Origin of the sequence: Agrobacterium sp. BT-220-3 (assembly GCF_025910175.1) — a bacterium.
GTDB lineage: Bacteria > Pseudomonadota > Alphaproteobacteria > Rhizobiales > Rhizobiaceae > Agrobacterium > Agrobacterium oryzihabitans.
On sequence record NZ_JAPAIX010000001.1, the window covers coordinates 343,015 to 354,874 of the forward strand.

Annotated in this window: 13 protein-coding genes; 5 read left to right on the plus strand and 8 right to left on the minus strand. The window is 59.8% G+C overall.

The genetic code is table 11. The annotated features are described in order from the left end of the window. Positions 1-265 precede the first annotated feature (265 nt). Together OK142_RS01895 and OK142_RS01900 are read left to right on the plus strand one after the other, a co-directional pair. The gene (locus tag OK142_RS01895; protein ID WP_498681705.1) at positions 266-1,453 is read left to right on the plus strand and encodes a bifunctional 2-C-methyl-D-erythritol 4-phosphate cytidylyltransferase/2-C-methyl-D-erythritol 2,4-cyclodiphosphate synthase; all 1,188 of its coding nucleotides are present in this window, start codon (positions 266-268) and stop codon (positions 1,451-1,453) included. Beyond that, the gene (locus OK142_RS01900; RefSeq protein WP_216331277.1) at positions 1,450-1,959 is read left to right on the plus strand and encodes a CinA family protein; all 510 of its coding nucleotides are present in this window, start codon (positions 1,450-1,452) and stop codon (positions 1,957-1,959) included. The genes OK142_RS01895 and OK142_RS01900 overlap by 4 nt, the downstream gene beginning before the upstream one ends. On the opposite strand, the gene OK142_RS01905 is transcribed toward OK142_RS01900, so the two are convergent. Continuing rightward, positions 1,941-2,396, minus strand: coding sequence for a type II toxin-antitoxin system RatA family toxin (locus OK142_RS01905; protein ID WP_035242538.1), 456 nt, complete (start codon positions 2,394-2,396; stop codon positions 1,941-1,943). The genes OK142_RS01900 and OK142_RS01905 overlap by 19 nt on opposite strands. 9 nt (positions 2,397-2,405) lie before the next feature. Next, complete coding sequence (locus OK142_RS01910; RefSeq protein WP_498681706.1) at positions 2,406-2,975, minus strand: P-loop NTPase family protein; 570 nt, start codon at positions 2,973-2,975, stop codon at positions 2,406-2,408. Positions 2,976-3,243: 268 nt separating this feature from the next. Between OK142_RS01910 and OK142_RS01915 the strand changes: the two genes are divergently transcribed. The 3 genes from OK142_RS01915 to OK142_RS01925 all read left to right on the plus strand — a co-directional run bounded on the left by OK142_RS01915 (position 3,244) and on the right by OK142_RS01925 (position 5,303). Continuing rightward, complete coding sequence (locus OK142_RS01915; RefSeq protein WP_003496171.1) at positions 3,244-3,420, plus strand: hypothetical protein; 177 nt, start codon at positions 3,244-3,246, stop codon at positions 3,418-3,420. A gap of 123 nt (positions 3,421-3,543) precedes the next feature. Further along, on the plus strand, positions 3,544-4,278 hold the full coding sequence (locus OK142_RS01920) for a helix-turn-helix transcriptional regulator (RefSeq protein WP_082184674.1): 735 nt from the start codon (positions 3,544-3,546) through the stop codon (positions 4,276-4,278). Between the two features lie 95 nt (positions 4,279-4,373). Further along, complete coding sequence (locus OK142_RS01925) at positions 4,374-5,303, plus strand: DMT family transporter (protein WP_498680846.1); 930 nt, start codon at positions 4,374-4,376, stop codon at positions 5,301-5,303. Positions 5,304-5,479: 176 nt separating this feature from the next. Here OK142_RS01925 and lipA read toward each other — a convergent pair whose 3' ends face one another. The 6 genes from lipA to OK142_RS01955 all read right to left on the minus strand — a co-directional run bounded on the left by lipA (position 5,480) and on the right by OK142_RS01955 (position 11,857). Continuing rightward, the gene (gene lipA, locus OK142_RS01930; protein WP_137037519.1) at positions 5,480-6,451 is read right to left on the minus strand and encodes a lipoyl synthase; all 972 of its coding nucleotides are present in this window, start codon (positions 6,449-6,451) and stop codon (positions 5,480-5,482) included. 104 nt (positions 6,452-6,555) lie between these two features. Then, positions 6,556-6,804, minus strand: coding sequence for a GlsB/YeaQ/YmgE family stress response membrane protein (locus tag OK142_RS01935; protein ID WP_003496176.1), 249 nt, complete (start codon positions 6,802-6,804; stop codon positions 6,556-6,558). Positions 6,805-6,901: 97 nt separating this feature from the next. Beyond that, positions 6,902-8,347, minus strand: a complete 1,446-nt coding sequence (gene lpdA, locus OK142_RS01940; RefSeq protein WP_003502607.1) for a dihydrolipoyl dehydrogenase — start codon at positions 8,345-8,347, stop codon at positions 6,902-6,904. Between the two features lie 58 nt (positions 8,348-8,405). Further along, entirely contained in the window at positions 8,406-9,050 is a 645-nt protein-coding gene (locus OK142_RS01945) for an SGNH/GDSL hydrolase family protein (protein ID WP_313609176.1), read from the minus strand. 12 nt (positions 9,051-9,062) lie between these two features. Then, positions 9,063-10,421 carry a pyruvate dehydrogenase complex dihydrolipoamide acetyltransferase gene (locus tag OK142_RS01950; protein WP_498680847.1) on the minus strand — a complete coding sequence of 453 codons (1,359 nt, stop codon included), beginning with the start codon at positions 10,419-10,421 and terminating at the stop codon, positions 9,063-9,065. 14 nt (positions 10,422-10,435) lie between these two features. Then, positions 10,436-11,857, minus strand: coding sequence for a pyruvate dehydrogenase complex E1 component subunit beta (locus OK142_RS01955; protein ID WP_035217464.1), 1,422 nt, complete (start codon positions 11,855-11,857; stop codon positions 10,436-10,438). Positions 11,858-11,860 lie beyond the last annotated feature (3 nt).

An 11,860-nucleotide genomic window follows, 5' to 3' on the forward strand; every position in this document is an offset into this window, starting at 1 on the left:
ATTTGCATTATTTTTAGACAGTGTTTGCGCAGTTGCCAAGCACTTTTAGAGGGTTGCATCTTTTATTTGCTGCGTGGTTGCCTGCCTGTTTTGCGGTCGGCGGCGAATTGTGCAGGTTCGTGACATGCAATGACGGGCGATCCTGCGGCATGCAGGGTGAATGCGCATCTTATCGGGCTGGCCATCCGGGTTTTGAAACGCTAGAGCAGGACTGTCAACCATTAAGGGTTGCGCACAAAGCATAAGACCAATGCAGGAAAGTACTATGAAACTCGGCATCGTCATCGTCGCCGCAGGACGCGGCGAAAGGGCCGGCTCCCCCGAGGAAGGTCCGAAACAATATCGTCCGATCGGCGGCAAGGCCGTGATCGAGCATACATTGTCGATCTTTCTTGGCTGGGCAGACACCTCCCCGATCGCCGTCGTCATCCATGCGGACGACGCAGCGCTCCTGTCGCCGATCCTTGAACGGCTGAATGCCGGAGAACGGATCGTCACCGTCACGGGCGGCGCGACACGCCAGCAATCGGTGCTGGCCGGACTGGCGGCGCTGGCTTCGCAGGACCTGACGCATGTGATGATCCAGGATGCGGTGCGGCCTTTCGTCGCCGTGGACATGCTGGAGCGCATCATGGCCCTGCACAGGGCGGGCGCAGTCGGCGTTCTGCCAGCCCTGCCCGTCACCGATACGCTGAAGCGCGGCGCAGGCGATCTCGTTGTGGAAACGGTTTCCAGGCAGGGCCTTTATGCGGCGCAGACACCGCAGAGTTTCGACTTTGGGGAAATTCTTGCCGCGCATCGCGCTGCCGCCTCTGCGGGCAAGACGGATTTTACCGATGACGCGTCGATCGCCGAATGGGCGGGATTGGCCGTGACGCTGACCGAAGGCTCGGTCGACAATGTGAAACTCACTCTGAAGCGGGATATCGCCATGGCTGATGAAAAGCTTTCCCATGCAATGCCTGACGTGCGCACCGGCAATGGTTACGATGTGCATCAGCTGGAGCCCGGCGACGGTGTGACGCTGTGCGGCGTGTTCATCGAGCACGACCAGAAACTCAAGGGCCATTCGGATGCCGATGTGGCGCTGCATGCGCTGACGGATGCCCTGCTCGCCACCTGCGGTGCGGGCGACATAGGCGACCATTTCCCGCCCTCCGATCCGCAATGGAAAGGTGCCGCTTCGCGCATCTTCCTCGAACACGCGGCCAAGGTGGTGCGTGACAATGGCGGCACAATCATGAATGCCGATGTTTCGCTGATTGCCGAAGCACCGCGCATCGGTCCGCACCGGCAGGCCATGAGGGAGGCGCTTTCCGACATGCTTGGCATCGCGCTGGAGCGCTGCTCGGTCAAGGCGACCACCAACGAGACGATCGGTTTTGTTGGGCGTCGGGAAGGTATCGCAGCGATTGCCACTGCCACCGTGGTCTACACGGGCAGACCGCTATGAGCCTGTTTCCCGCGGATATAGAAGAGCTGGCACGGCGGATCATTTCCGACTTTACCGCCGGCGGCTTCATGGTCTCCACGGCAGAAAGCTGCACGGGCGGCCTGATCGCCGGTGCGCTGACCGAAATTGCCGGCTCTTCCGCTGTCGTTGACCGCGGTTTCGTCACCTATACGAACCAGGCCAAGATGGACATGCTTGGGGTTGGGGCAGAGACGCTGACGACATTCGGCGCGGTATCCCGGCAGACCGCGTTGCAGATGGCGCATGGCGCCCTGTTCCGTTCACGGGCGGATTTTTCCGTGGCCGTAACCGGCATTGCCGGTCCGGGCGGCGGTTCGGCTGATAAACCGGTGGGGCTGGTGCATTTGGCCGCCAGGGCACGCAGCGGCAAAATCCTGCATCATGAAATGCGTTACGGCGAGATTGGCCGCACGGAAATCCGTCTTGCGACGGTCAGGACAGCGCTTGAGATGCTGATTGCCCTTGATCAGGCCGGATCCGCGTAAATTTTATCGGCGCGGGTTTCGAAGGCTTCCGCGAACATGCGGAATGCCCTGTCGAACATCGAGCCCATGACCGCACCGAGCAGACGGTTCTTGAATTCATAGTCGATGAAGAAATGAATGGCCGAACCACCATCTTCGGTGGCTTCGAAACGCCAGCGATTGTCGAGATATTTGAAAGGTCCGTCGATATATTTGACATCGATGGCGCGCTCGGCAGGGTTCAGCAGCACCTGCGTGGTGAAGGTCTCGCGGAGGGCCTTGTAGCCGACCGTCATATCCGCCACCAGCAACACCTTTCCGTCCCGTTCCTTGCGTGAGCGGACGGTCAGCGCCTCGCAAAGCGGCAGAAACTGCGGATACTTCTCCACATCGGCGACGAGGTCGTACATGCGGTCAGGTGAGTGTTTTACAAGGCGATGCGTTTCGAACTGTGGCATGAGCGGCAGTTAATCCTCGATATGCAGAAGATCAAGAAGGCGACGAAACTGTTTTCGGCTTTTCAGCTGAAATACCGGCACACCCTGCCCATAAAGCGCGAAATTCTGCTCGAAGATCGGGGCGTGGCGGCGTTCGAAATTCCAGATATAGCGCAGGAAATCGACGTCAATCCTTTCGGGGCATCCCTCCGCCATTTCGGGTCGCGCCTTGCCATAACCCTTGATCGCCCGGCTGATCGCGCCCCACAGGCAGAGCCAGCGCGGCATGCGCACCCAGAGGACAATGTCGGATATCGGAAGCCGCATGTCGAAAGACGATGGATTGCTGCCATCCATCAGCCAGCGCTCTTCGGTGATGATGGCGGCTATCCTCTGCCGCTGTTCCTCACGCGGGCGCGCCTGCCAGCCGGGCAGCCAGAAAATTTCACGATCCATGGAAATGTAGCGAAGTCCGAAGGCGGCTGCGAGCTTCTGCGAAAGCGTCGACTTGCCGCCGCCCGAGCAGCCGACGACCATGATGCGTTTTGCACTCGCAATGATCTTTGCTGCGTCTTCGGCTCTATCAAGATAGTGCGGCATCGCGTAAACCTCGTTCTGACCGCTGGAACATGGTGCTGCCAATGCGATATCTCCCGCTTGAGCGATATCGTGGTTGCGCATGGCAGTTACGGAAAATTGACTATTGCAACTCCCTCGCAGGGATTGCTATTTAATTGCCACTAATATTACACCCATTGGATGCAAACGCGCCGGGACCTCCCGATTTTGCCCTGCGTATTCATCTTTGGGTTCAGACCCGACATAACCGCTTCGAGCCCATAACCGCTTTGAGCCACTGAGTGAGCCGATGGACGATTTTTCCAACATCATCAACCTTCTCGAATCCGCCAAGCAACTCGCATCGATGAACGGCATGCCCGTGCTTGCCTACCTGATCGACGTCGCGAAATGCGAAGCGAGAGAGAACAAGCCGGTTCTGCGCAAGCGCAAACGCGGCGAATCGACCGCCAAGGAAGACTGTTAGGCGCAAGCAAGGCTGACCGATAAAGCCGGCTGGCCCAATCTTCAAGACGATGTCATAATCAAAAAATGGAAATGGCCGCTTTTCGATGCGGCCATTTCTTTGCACGATGGAAACGACAGCGTCATGATGGCCGCAACCGCCGATATCAGAACCTACAGGGAAGAAAGACCGAAGGAACGGCACGGCTTCGTGCAGATCGTTCTTCCGCTGTCTGGGCGTCTGCAGATCGACGTGGCGGGACGGCAGGACGAACTTTCCACCGGGCGCGGTGTCTTCATTCATAGCGGCGCTCTGCACACCCAGGAAGCGACGGCAAGCAACCACTCGCTGGTGGTCGATATCGACGAAGGCACGGTTCCAGAGCAGACGCTTGAGCGATTCGCCCACGCGCCTTTTCTCGATGTTGCGCAGGATACGAGGCAATTGATCGCCTATATGCGCAGCGTCATCGGATCGGATGGGCCGCGCGACGATATTGCCGGGCTTTGGGCGCCGCTGCTGGTCGATAGCCTTGCGACTGAAAAAACCGATATCCGCCGCCGCCTGCAAGCGCTCGCTGCCGTCGTCAAGGCGGAACCATTCTTCCCCTGGACCATCGAGATGCTCGCAGCCTGTGCCGCAATCAGCGAGAGCCGCCTGCATGCGCTGTTTCTCGAAGAGTTCGGCCTCTCCCCTCACCGCTGGCTTGCCGAGTTGCGCATGGACAAGGTCTGCGCATTGCTGCGCCAATCCACGCTGCCGATTGCCGAAATTGCCTTGCAGGCCGGTTTTTCCGACCAGACGGCGCTGACGCGCGCCATGCGCAACGCGATGGGCGAAACGCCCGCCGCCTATCGCCGGGCCTTCGGACTGCACTGAAACCACCAGACATCTTGGGTCAGGAGTTTTTGTCAAGACAGCCGCAATGGGCTGTGGCACATCGCGGATAATCGTGAATGCGGATGTGACATGACATGAACAAGACAAGCCTCGGGGTTTTTTACGGCATATTGGCGGGTGCGCTGTGGGGAGGGATATTCCTTGCCCCGAAACTCGTACCGGATTTTTCCGCCCTGCAATTGTCGACGGCCCGCTACCTGACCTACGGGCTGATTTCGCTGATCATCATCGGACCGCGCCTGAAACGGGTGTCGGCCCATTTCGGCGCGCGGGAGTGGATCGCGCTCGGCTGGCTGAGCATGATCGGCAACATCGCCTATTATGTCTTTATATCGACGGCGGTGAAATTGAGCGGTGTCGCCTTCACCTCGATCATCATCGGTTTCCTGCCGGTTGCCGTCACCATCATCGGCAGTCGCGATCACGGCGCGGTGTCGCTCAGGCGGCTGTGGCCGTCGCTTGCCTTCGGCGCTATCGGCATTATCGGCATTTCCTGGCAATCGCTGACGGAAAACGATGCGGGGCTGGATGTCTCGCGTCTCGTGGGACTGGCCTGTGCGCTGGGCGCGCTCGCCTCTTGGACGGCCTTTGCGGTTGGCAATGCCCGCTGGCTGTCGCGTCTTCATGATGTGAGCGCCGATGACTGGAACATGATGACGGGCGTGGTGACGGGCGGGCTCGCGCTGGTGCTCGCAATCCCGGCCTTCGCTTTCGGCGGTGAAAGCCATAGTTCAGGGGAATGGCTGCACTTCATGGCCATCGCCGCTGGTCTCGGCTTCACCGCCTCCATTCTCGGCAATGCCTTCTGGAACCGCATGAGCCGCATGCTGCCGCTCACCATGGTCGGGCAGATGATCCTGTTCGAAACGCTGTTTGCGCTGCTTTACGGTTTTCTATGGGAAGGCCGTGGCCCCACACTGATCGAGGTCGTGGCGATCTGCTCGGTGGTGCTGAGCGTTATATTGTGCATGCGGGCGCATCGGCCGGAGAAGGCTGTGGTCTGAGTTCAGGTGAAAGCCGGAACAGGTGGCTGGGGTTTCATCACAAGCCTCACCTCCATTCGGCGTCATCCTCGGGCTCGACCCGAGGATCCACCTCTTCAGCAGCTTATGGATCCTCGCCTCAGGGGCGAGGATGACGGCGGAGAGTGATTGCACCGCTGGTGCGCAATACCCGCCTCTTACTCTGCAGCCGCCAGAAGCTTCTTCTCGCGGGCCGCGCGCAGGCGCTCGAAATCGTCGCCGGCATGGTGGGAAGAGCGGGTCAGCGGGCTGGAAGACACCATCAGGAAGCCCTTGGTGTAAGCCACGGTCTCGTAGGACTTGAATTCCTCCGGCGTCACGAAGGCCTCGACCTTGTGGTGCTTGCGGGTCGGCTGCAGATATTGGCCGATGGTCAGGAAGTCCACGTCGGCGCTGCGCAGATCGTCCATCAGCTGCAGCACTTCATTGCGCTCTTCACCGAGGCCGACCATGATGCCTGATTTGGTGAACATGGTGGGATCCAGTTCCTTGACGCGCTGCAACAGGCGCACGGAGTGGAAATAACGCGCGCCGGGGCGAACCGTGAGGTAATTGCCCGGAACAGTTTCCATGTTGTGGTTGAAGACATCGGGCTTGGCGGCAACGACCCGTTCCAGCGCACCCGGCTTCTTCAGGAAGTCGGGTGTCAGAATTTCGATGGTCGTATTGGGAGATGCCGCACGGATCGCCCAGATCACTTTCTCAAAATGCTCAGCACCGCCATCGGCGAGGTCGTCACGGTCTACCGACGTGATGACGACGTGGGAAAGGCCCATCTGCTTGACGGCCTTGGCGACGTTTTCCGGCTCATCCATATCGAGCGGATTGGGCTTGCCGGTCGCGACGTTGCAGAAGGCGCAGGCACGGGTGCAGATCTCACCCATGATCATGAAGGTCGCGTGTTTCTTCTCCCAGCATTCGCCGATATTCGGACAGCCGGCTTCCTCGCATACCGTTACCAGCTTGTGGCTGCGCACCAGTTCGCGCGTCTCGTGGTAGCCCTTGGATGTCGGCGCCTTGACGCGAATCCATTCCGGCTTGCGCATCACCTCGGTATCCGGCCGATGGGCCTTTTCCGGGTGGCGGATACGCTTTTCTTCGGACGAAGTCCTGTCGAGAATAGTGACCATAAGAAACCTGCTTCTATCGCTTGCCGCGACCATCACACTTATTGACGCGATGCTTTAGAACAATTCCAGAAAAAGCGTAAGCCCCTTCCGGGCACGAAGCCTTGTCAGCGACGTACCAGCTTTGCCACAAACAGCAACAGGCTGGCACCGATGAAGGACGTTACGAAATAACCGAGCCTGCTGTCCTGGACGAAAACGTCGAAGGTTCTCAGTACCGCAACCGCGACGACCGAACCGACGATGCCAAGAACGATGTTCATGAAGATGCCGAAACGCATGTCCATGAGTTTTCCTGCAAGCCAGCCGGCCAGACCGCCGATGATGATTGCTGCAATCCAGCCTACACTTTCCATTCCCACGCTCCCTGAAAGAACCGGCCCCTTGAGCGGCCTGCATCGAGACATATGGGACACCCGGCAAGGTTAGACAATGCCGGGTATCACGGAGCACTTATGCGTTCAGCACACGCCCATAGGCGTCGAGCACGCTTTCCTTCATCGACTCCGAAATGGTCGGATGCGGGAAGATCGTGTGCATCAGGTCTTCTTCAGTGGTCTCGAGGTTCATCGCAACAACGAAGCCCTGAATGAGTTCGGTGACTTCCGCACCAACCATGTGCGCGCCGAGCAACTCACCCGTCTTCTTGTCGAAAATGGTCTTGACCATGCCCTGATCTTCGCCGAGCGCCACGGCCTTGCCGTTTGCTGCAAAGGAGAAGCGGCCGACGCGGATATCGCGGCCCTGTTCCTTCGCCTTGGCTTCGGTGAGACCGACCGAGGCGACCTGCGGGTTGCAATAGGTGCAGCCGGGAATCTTGAGCTTGTCCATCGGGTGGACATTCGGCAGACCGGCGATCTTTTCGACGCAGATGACGGCCTCATGCTCTGCCTTGTGAGCAAGCAGCGGCGGGCCGGCGACATCACCGATGGCATAGATACCAGGTACGTTGGTCTTGCCGTAACCGTCGATGACAATGAAGCCGCGATCCGTCTTCACGCCCGCTGCCTCGAGGCCGATACCTTCGATATTGGCGACGACGCCGACGGCCGAAATCATCCGGTCAGCGGTGATCTTCTCGGAAGAACCGTCCTTCTTCTCGAGCGTCGCGGTGATGGAGTTCGCACCCTTCTCCACCTTGGAAACCTTGGTTTCCAGATGGATTTTCATGCCCTGCTTTTCGAGTTGCTTCTTGGCGAAGGTGGAAATTTCCGCATCCTCGACCGGCATCACCTGGCTCATGATTTCGACGACGGTAACGTCGACGCCCATGGTGCGGTAGAAGCTGGCGAACTCGATGCCGATCGCGCCCGAGCCCATGACGAGCAGCGACTTTGGCAGTTCTTCCGGCTTCATCGCCTCGAAATAGGTCCAGATCAGCTTGCCATCCGGCTCAATGCCGGGCAGCGCGCGCGGGCGGGCGCCTGTAGCGACGATGATGTGCTTGGCAGTGTAAGTGCCCTCGCCCAGCGTGTTCTTCGGCACGGGACCCTGCGGCTGAACCACCGGCTTGGTGGACTTGCCGACGACGATTTCGCCCGGCTTGGTAATTTTCGCTTCACCCCAGATGATATCGACCTTGTTCTTCTTGAACAAAAAGCCGACGCCGTTGTTCATGCGCGCGGCAATGCCGCGCGAACGCGCGACGATCGCCTTCACGTCAGGCTTGATCGAGCCTTCGAGCGTCAGGCCGTAATCCTTGGCGTGGGTGGCGGTATGCATGACATCGGCGGTGCGCAGCAGCGCCTTGGTCGGAATGCAGCCCCAGTTGGAGCAGATGCCGGCAAGGTGTTCGCGCTCGACCACCGCAACCTTCATGCCGAGCTGGGCTGCACGGATCGCGGCAATATAACCGCCCGGTCCCGAACCGATGATGATGACGTCATAAGATTGAGCCATAGGTGTCCTGCCTTGTCTTATCGGGTCACGGCATGCCGTTCCGAAACGAGAATTGTTGTCAAAGTCCGAGCATCATGCGGACGACGGGCTCCAGCCCGCGGCCGATGGCCCTCGTGTTTTCAGCATCGAGATGAACGCCGTCCACCGGCGTCGTGCGGGCAACGGAGCCGGCATCGAAAAAACCGCAATCGAGGTCGTCGGCAAGGTCCCGGTAAACCGAAGCCAGCATGGCCGATTCATCGATCGCATCACGAAAGATCGCGCCCATGAAAGGGTTGGCCGTTTCGCACAGTTGCGGCGGCGCGACGATCAAAACATCCGGCACGTCCCAGTCCGGCACCTGCCACACATGGTTTCGCACCAGTTTCACCAGCCGCTCCACACCCTTCATCGCCACGATGGCCGAGCCATGGATCGCCGGCTTCAAGTCGTTGGTGCCGAGCATGATGATGACCAGATCGAGCGGCGCATGACTGTGCAGAAGTGTCGGCAGAAGCCTTGCGCCGTTGCGGTCGCAATCAGCGGTGTGGTCATCATAGGCGGTGGTGCGGCCGCCCAGCCCTTCGTGGATCACATGCACATCAGGCCCGAGCGCCTTTTGCAAGACGCTCGGCCAAAGATCGTCATGGCTGTGCCGGCCACCCGTTTCCGCATCAGATCCCCATGTCAGGGAATCGCCAAAGCAGAGGACCGACTTCACCATCTCACTCTCCGATCAAACCAGCATGCCCATCGGGTTTTCGATGTAGCGCTTGAAGGCGCCGATCAGTTCGGCTCCGAGCGCGCCATCGACGCAGCGGTGGTCGGTGGAAAGCGTGACCGTCATGACGTTGGCGATCTTGATCTCGCCATTCTTCACGACAGCGCGCTCTTCGCCCGCGCCGACCGCCAGAATGGTGGCATGCGGCGGGTTGATGACGGCGGAGAAGCTCTTGACGCCCATCATGCCCATATTGGACACGGCCGTCGTACCGCCCTGATACTCCTCGGGCTTCAGCTTGCGCTCTTTCGCACGCTTGCCATAGTCCTTCATCTCGTTGGAGATGGTGGAGAGCGACTTCTCTTCCGCCTTGCGGATGATCGGCGTGATCAGGCCACCCGGAATGGAAACGGCAACGCCGACATCCGAATGCTTGTGCTTGACCATGGCGCTTTCCGTCCAGGAGACGTTGGCGTCAGGCACGTCACGCAGCGCAAGAGCCAGCGCCTTGATGACCATGTCGTTGACCGAAAGCTTGTAGGCCGGCTTGCCGTCCTTTTCGGGGGCAGCGGCGTTGAGCTGGGCGCGCAGCGCCAGAAGCGTATCGAGCTCGCAATCCACCGAAACGTAGAAATGCGGAACCGTCTGCTTGGATTCGACCAGACGCTTGGCGATGACCTTGCGCATGCCGTCATGCGGCACCAGCTCGTAAGAACCCTGTTCGAACAGCTTGAGAACGGCTTCGTCCGACTGGCCCTTGGCGAGGGCCGGAGCCGGTGCGCCTGCGGATGCAGCAGCAGCTGGTGCGGCCTTCGCACCACCGGAAGCCGCAGCCTTTTCCACATCGGTCTTGACGATACGGCCATGCGGGCCGGAACCGGAAACGGCCGAAAGGTCGAGACCGGCTTCCTTGGCGAGACGGCGGGCAAGCGGCGAAGCGAAGATGCGCTCGCCGGACTTTGCGACCGGAGCCGGCGTGGACGATGCGGCAGCCTGATCGGCGGCTGGCTTTTCAGCCTTGGCCGGGGCAGATTCTTCCTTCGGCGCTTCAGCCTTTACAGCTTCCTGCTTCGGAGCCTCGGCCTTGGCGGGAGCGGCAGCGCCGCCCTTCGCCGCCTCGGCCACATCCTCGCCATCGGCGGCGAGAATGGCGATCAGGGCGTTGACCTTGACCGCTTCGGTGCCTGCGGGAACGACCAGCTTGGCGACCGTGCCTTCGTCAACGGCTTCCACTTCCATGGTCGCCTTATCGGTCTCGATCTCGGCGATCACGTCACCGGGTGCGACCTTGTCGCCTTCCTTGACCAGCCACTTGGCCAGATTGCCCTCTTCCATCGTCGGAGAAAGGGCAGGCATGGTGATGTTTATCGGCATCGAAACGCCTCCCCTTACTTGTAGCAGACGGTTTTGACGGCCTGAACGACTTCATCGACGTTCGGCAGAGCCAGCTTTTCGAGGTTTGCCGCGTAAGGCATCGGAACATCCTTGCCGGCGATCGTCAGGATCGGCGCATCGAGATAGTCGAAAGCGGCGCGCATGACCTGGTTGGCGATGAAGTCACCGACCGATGACTGCGGGAAACCTTCCTCGACCGTGACCAGACGACCGGTCTTCTTGACCGATTCGATGACGGTGGGCAGATCCATCGGGCGGATGGTGCGCAGATCGATCAGTTCGACGTCGATGCCGAGCTTTTCGAGCTCCGCAACCGCCTTGATGGCATAGGTCATGCCGATGCCGAAGGAAACGATGGTCGCATCCTTGCCCTTGCGATGAATGCGCGCCTTGCCGATCGGCAGCACGAAATCATCGAGCTTCGGAACTTCGAAGCTCTGGCCGTAGAGAATTTCATTCTCAAGGAAGATGACCGGGTTCGGATCGCGGATGGCTGCCTTCAGGAGACCCTTGGCGTCGGCAGCCGTATAGGGCATGACGACCTTGAGACCCGGAATATGGCTGTACCAGGCGGCGTAACATTGCGAATGCTGAGCGCCGACGCGGGCAGCGGCACCCGAGGGGCCACGGAACACCATCGGTGCGCCCATCTGGCCGCCCGACATGTAAAGCGTCTTCGCCGCCGAGTTGACGATCTGGTCGATCGCCTGCATGGCGAAGTTGAAGGTCATGAATTCGACGATGGGCCGCAGACCCGTCATCGCCGCACCGACGCCGATACCGGCAAAACCGTGTTCGGTGATCGGGGTATCGATGACGCGGCGCTCGCCGAATTCCTGCAACAGGCCCTGGGTGATCTTGTAGGCGCCCTGATATTCGGCGACTTCTTCACCCATGACGAAAACTTTTTCGTCGGCGCGCATTTCTTCGGCCATGGCGTCGCGCAGCGCTTCACGCACCGTCGTCATCACCATTTCCGTACCGGCCGGAATATCCGGATCGGCAGCGACTTCGATCTTGGGTGCTGCCGGAACCTTGGCGGCTTCCTTGGCAGCGCTCGGCTCCTCGGTTGCTTCGCGGGTCTTGCCACCTGCCGCATCCGAATCGGAATTTGCGGCTTCGGCCTTTGGCTCTTCTTTCTTGGCGGAAGAAGAAATGTCGTCGGCGCTTTCGCCATCCTGGAGAAGCACGGCAATAGCCGTATTGACCTTGACGCCTTCGGTGCCGGCATCGATCAGCAGCTTGCCGATGACGCCTTCATCCACGGCTTCCACTTCCATGGTCGCCTTGTCGGTCTCGATCTCGGCGATCACGTCGCCGGAGGTGACCTTGTCGCCTTCCTTTTTAAGCCATTTGGAAAGCGTGCCTTCCTCCATGGTCGGGGAAAGGGCGGGCATAAGAATTTCTACTGGCATGGG

What these genes read in the sequence shown, in the direction of transcription:
- OK142_RS01910 (WP_498681706.1), bottom strand. Translation starts at nt 2,975, where the DNA reads ATGCCGCACTATCTTGATAGAGCCGAAGACGCAGCAAAGATCATTGCG.
- OK142_RS01895 (WP_498681705.1), top strand. Translation starts at nt 266, where the DNA reads ATGAAACTCGGCATCGTCATCGTCGCCGCAGGACGCGGCGAAAGGGCC.
- OK142_RS01915 (WP_003496171.1), top strand. Translation starts at nt 3,244, where the DNA reads ATGGACGATTTTTCCAACATCATCAACCTTCTCGAATCCGCCAAGCAA.
- lipA (WP_137037519.1), bottom strand. Translation starts at nt 6,451, where the DNA reads ATGGTCACTATTCTCGACAGGACTTCGTCCGAAGAAAAGCGTATCCGC.
- OK142_RS01925 (WP_498680846.1), top strand. Translation starts at nt 4,374, where the DNA reads ATGAACAAGACAAGCCTCGGGGTTTTTTACGGCATATTGGCGGGTGCG.
- OK142_RS01905 (WP_035242538.1), bottom strand. Translation starts at nt 2,396, where the DNA reads ATGCCACAGTTCGAAACGCATCGCCTTGTAAAACACTCACCTGACCGC.
- OK142_RS01935 (WP_003496176.1), bottom strand. Translation starts at nt 6,804, where the DNA reads ATGGAAAGTGTAGGCTGGATTGCAGCAATCATCATCGGCGGTCTGGCC.
- OK142_RS01920 (WP_082184674.1), top strand. Translation starts at nt 3,544, where the DNA reads ATGATGGCCGCAACCGCCGATATCAGAACCTACAGGGAAGAAAGACCG.
- OK142_RS01900 (WP_216331277.1), top strand. Translation starts at nt 1,450, where the DNA reads ATGAGCCTGTTTCCCGCGGATATAGAAGAGCTGGCACGGCGGATCATT.
- OK142_RS01950 (WP_498680847.1), bottom strand. Translation starts at nt 10,421, where the DNA reads ATGCCGATAAACATCACCATGCCTGCCCTTTCTCCGACGATGGAAGAG.
- OK142_RS01955 (WP_035217464.1), bottom strand. Translation starts at nt 11,857, where the DNA reads ATGCCAGTAGAAATTCTTATGCCCGCCCTTTCCCCGACCATGGAGGAA.
- lpdA (WP_003502607.1), bottom strand. Translation starts at nt 8,347, where the DNA reads ATGGCTCAATCTTATGACGTCATCATCATCGGTTCGGGACCGGGCGGT.
- OK142_RS01945 (WP_313609176.1), bottom strand. Translation starts at nt 9,050, where the DNA reads ATGGTGAAGTCGGTCCTCTGCTTTGGCGATTCCCTGACATGGGGATCT.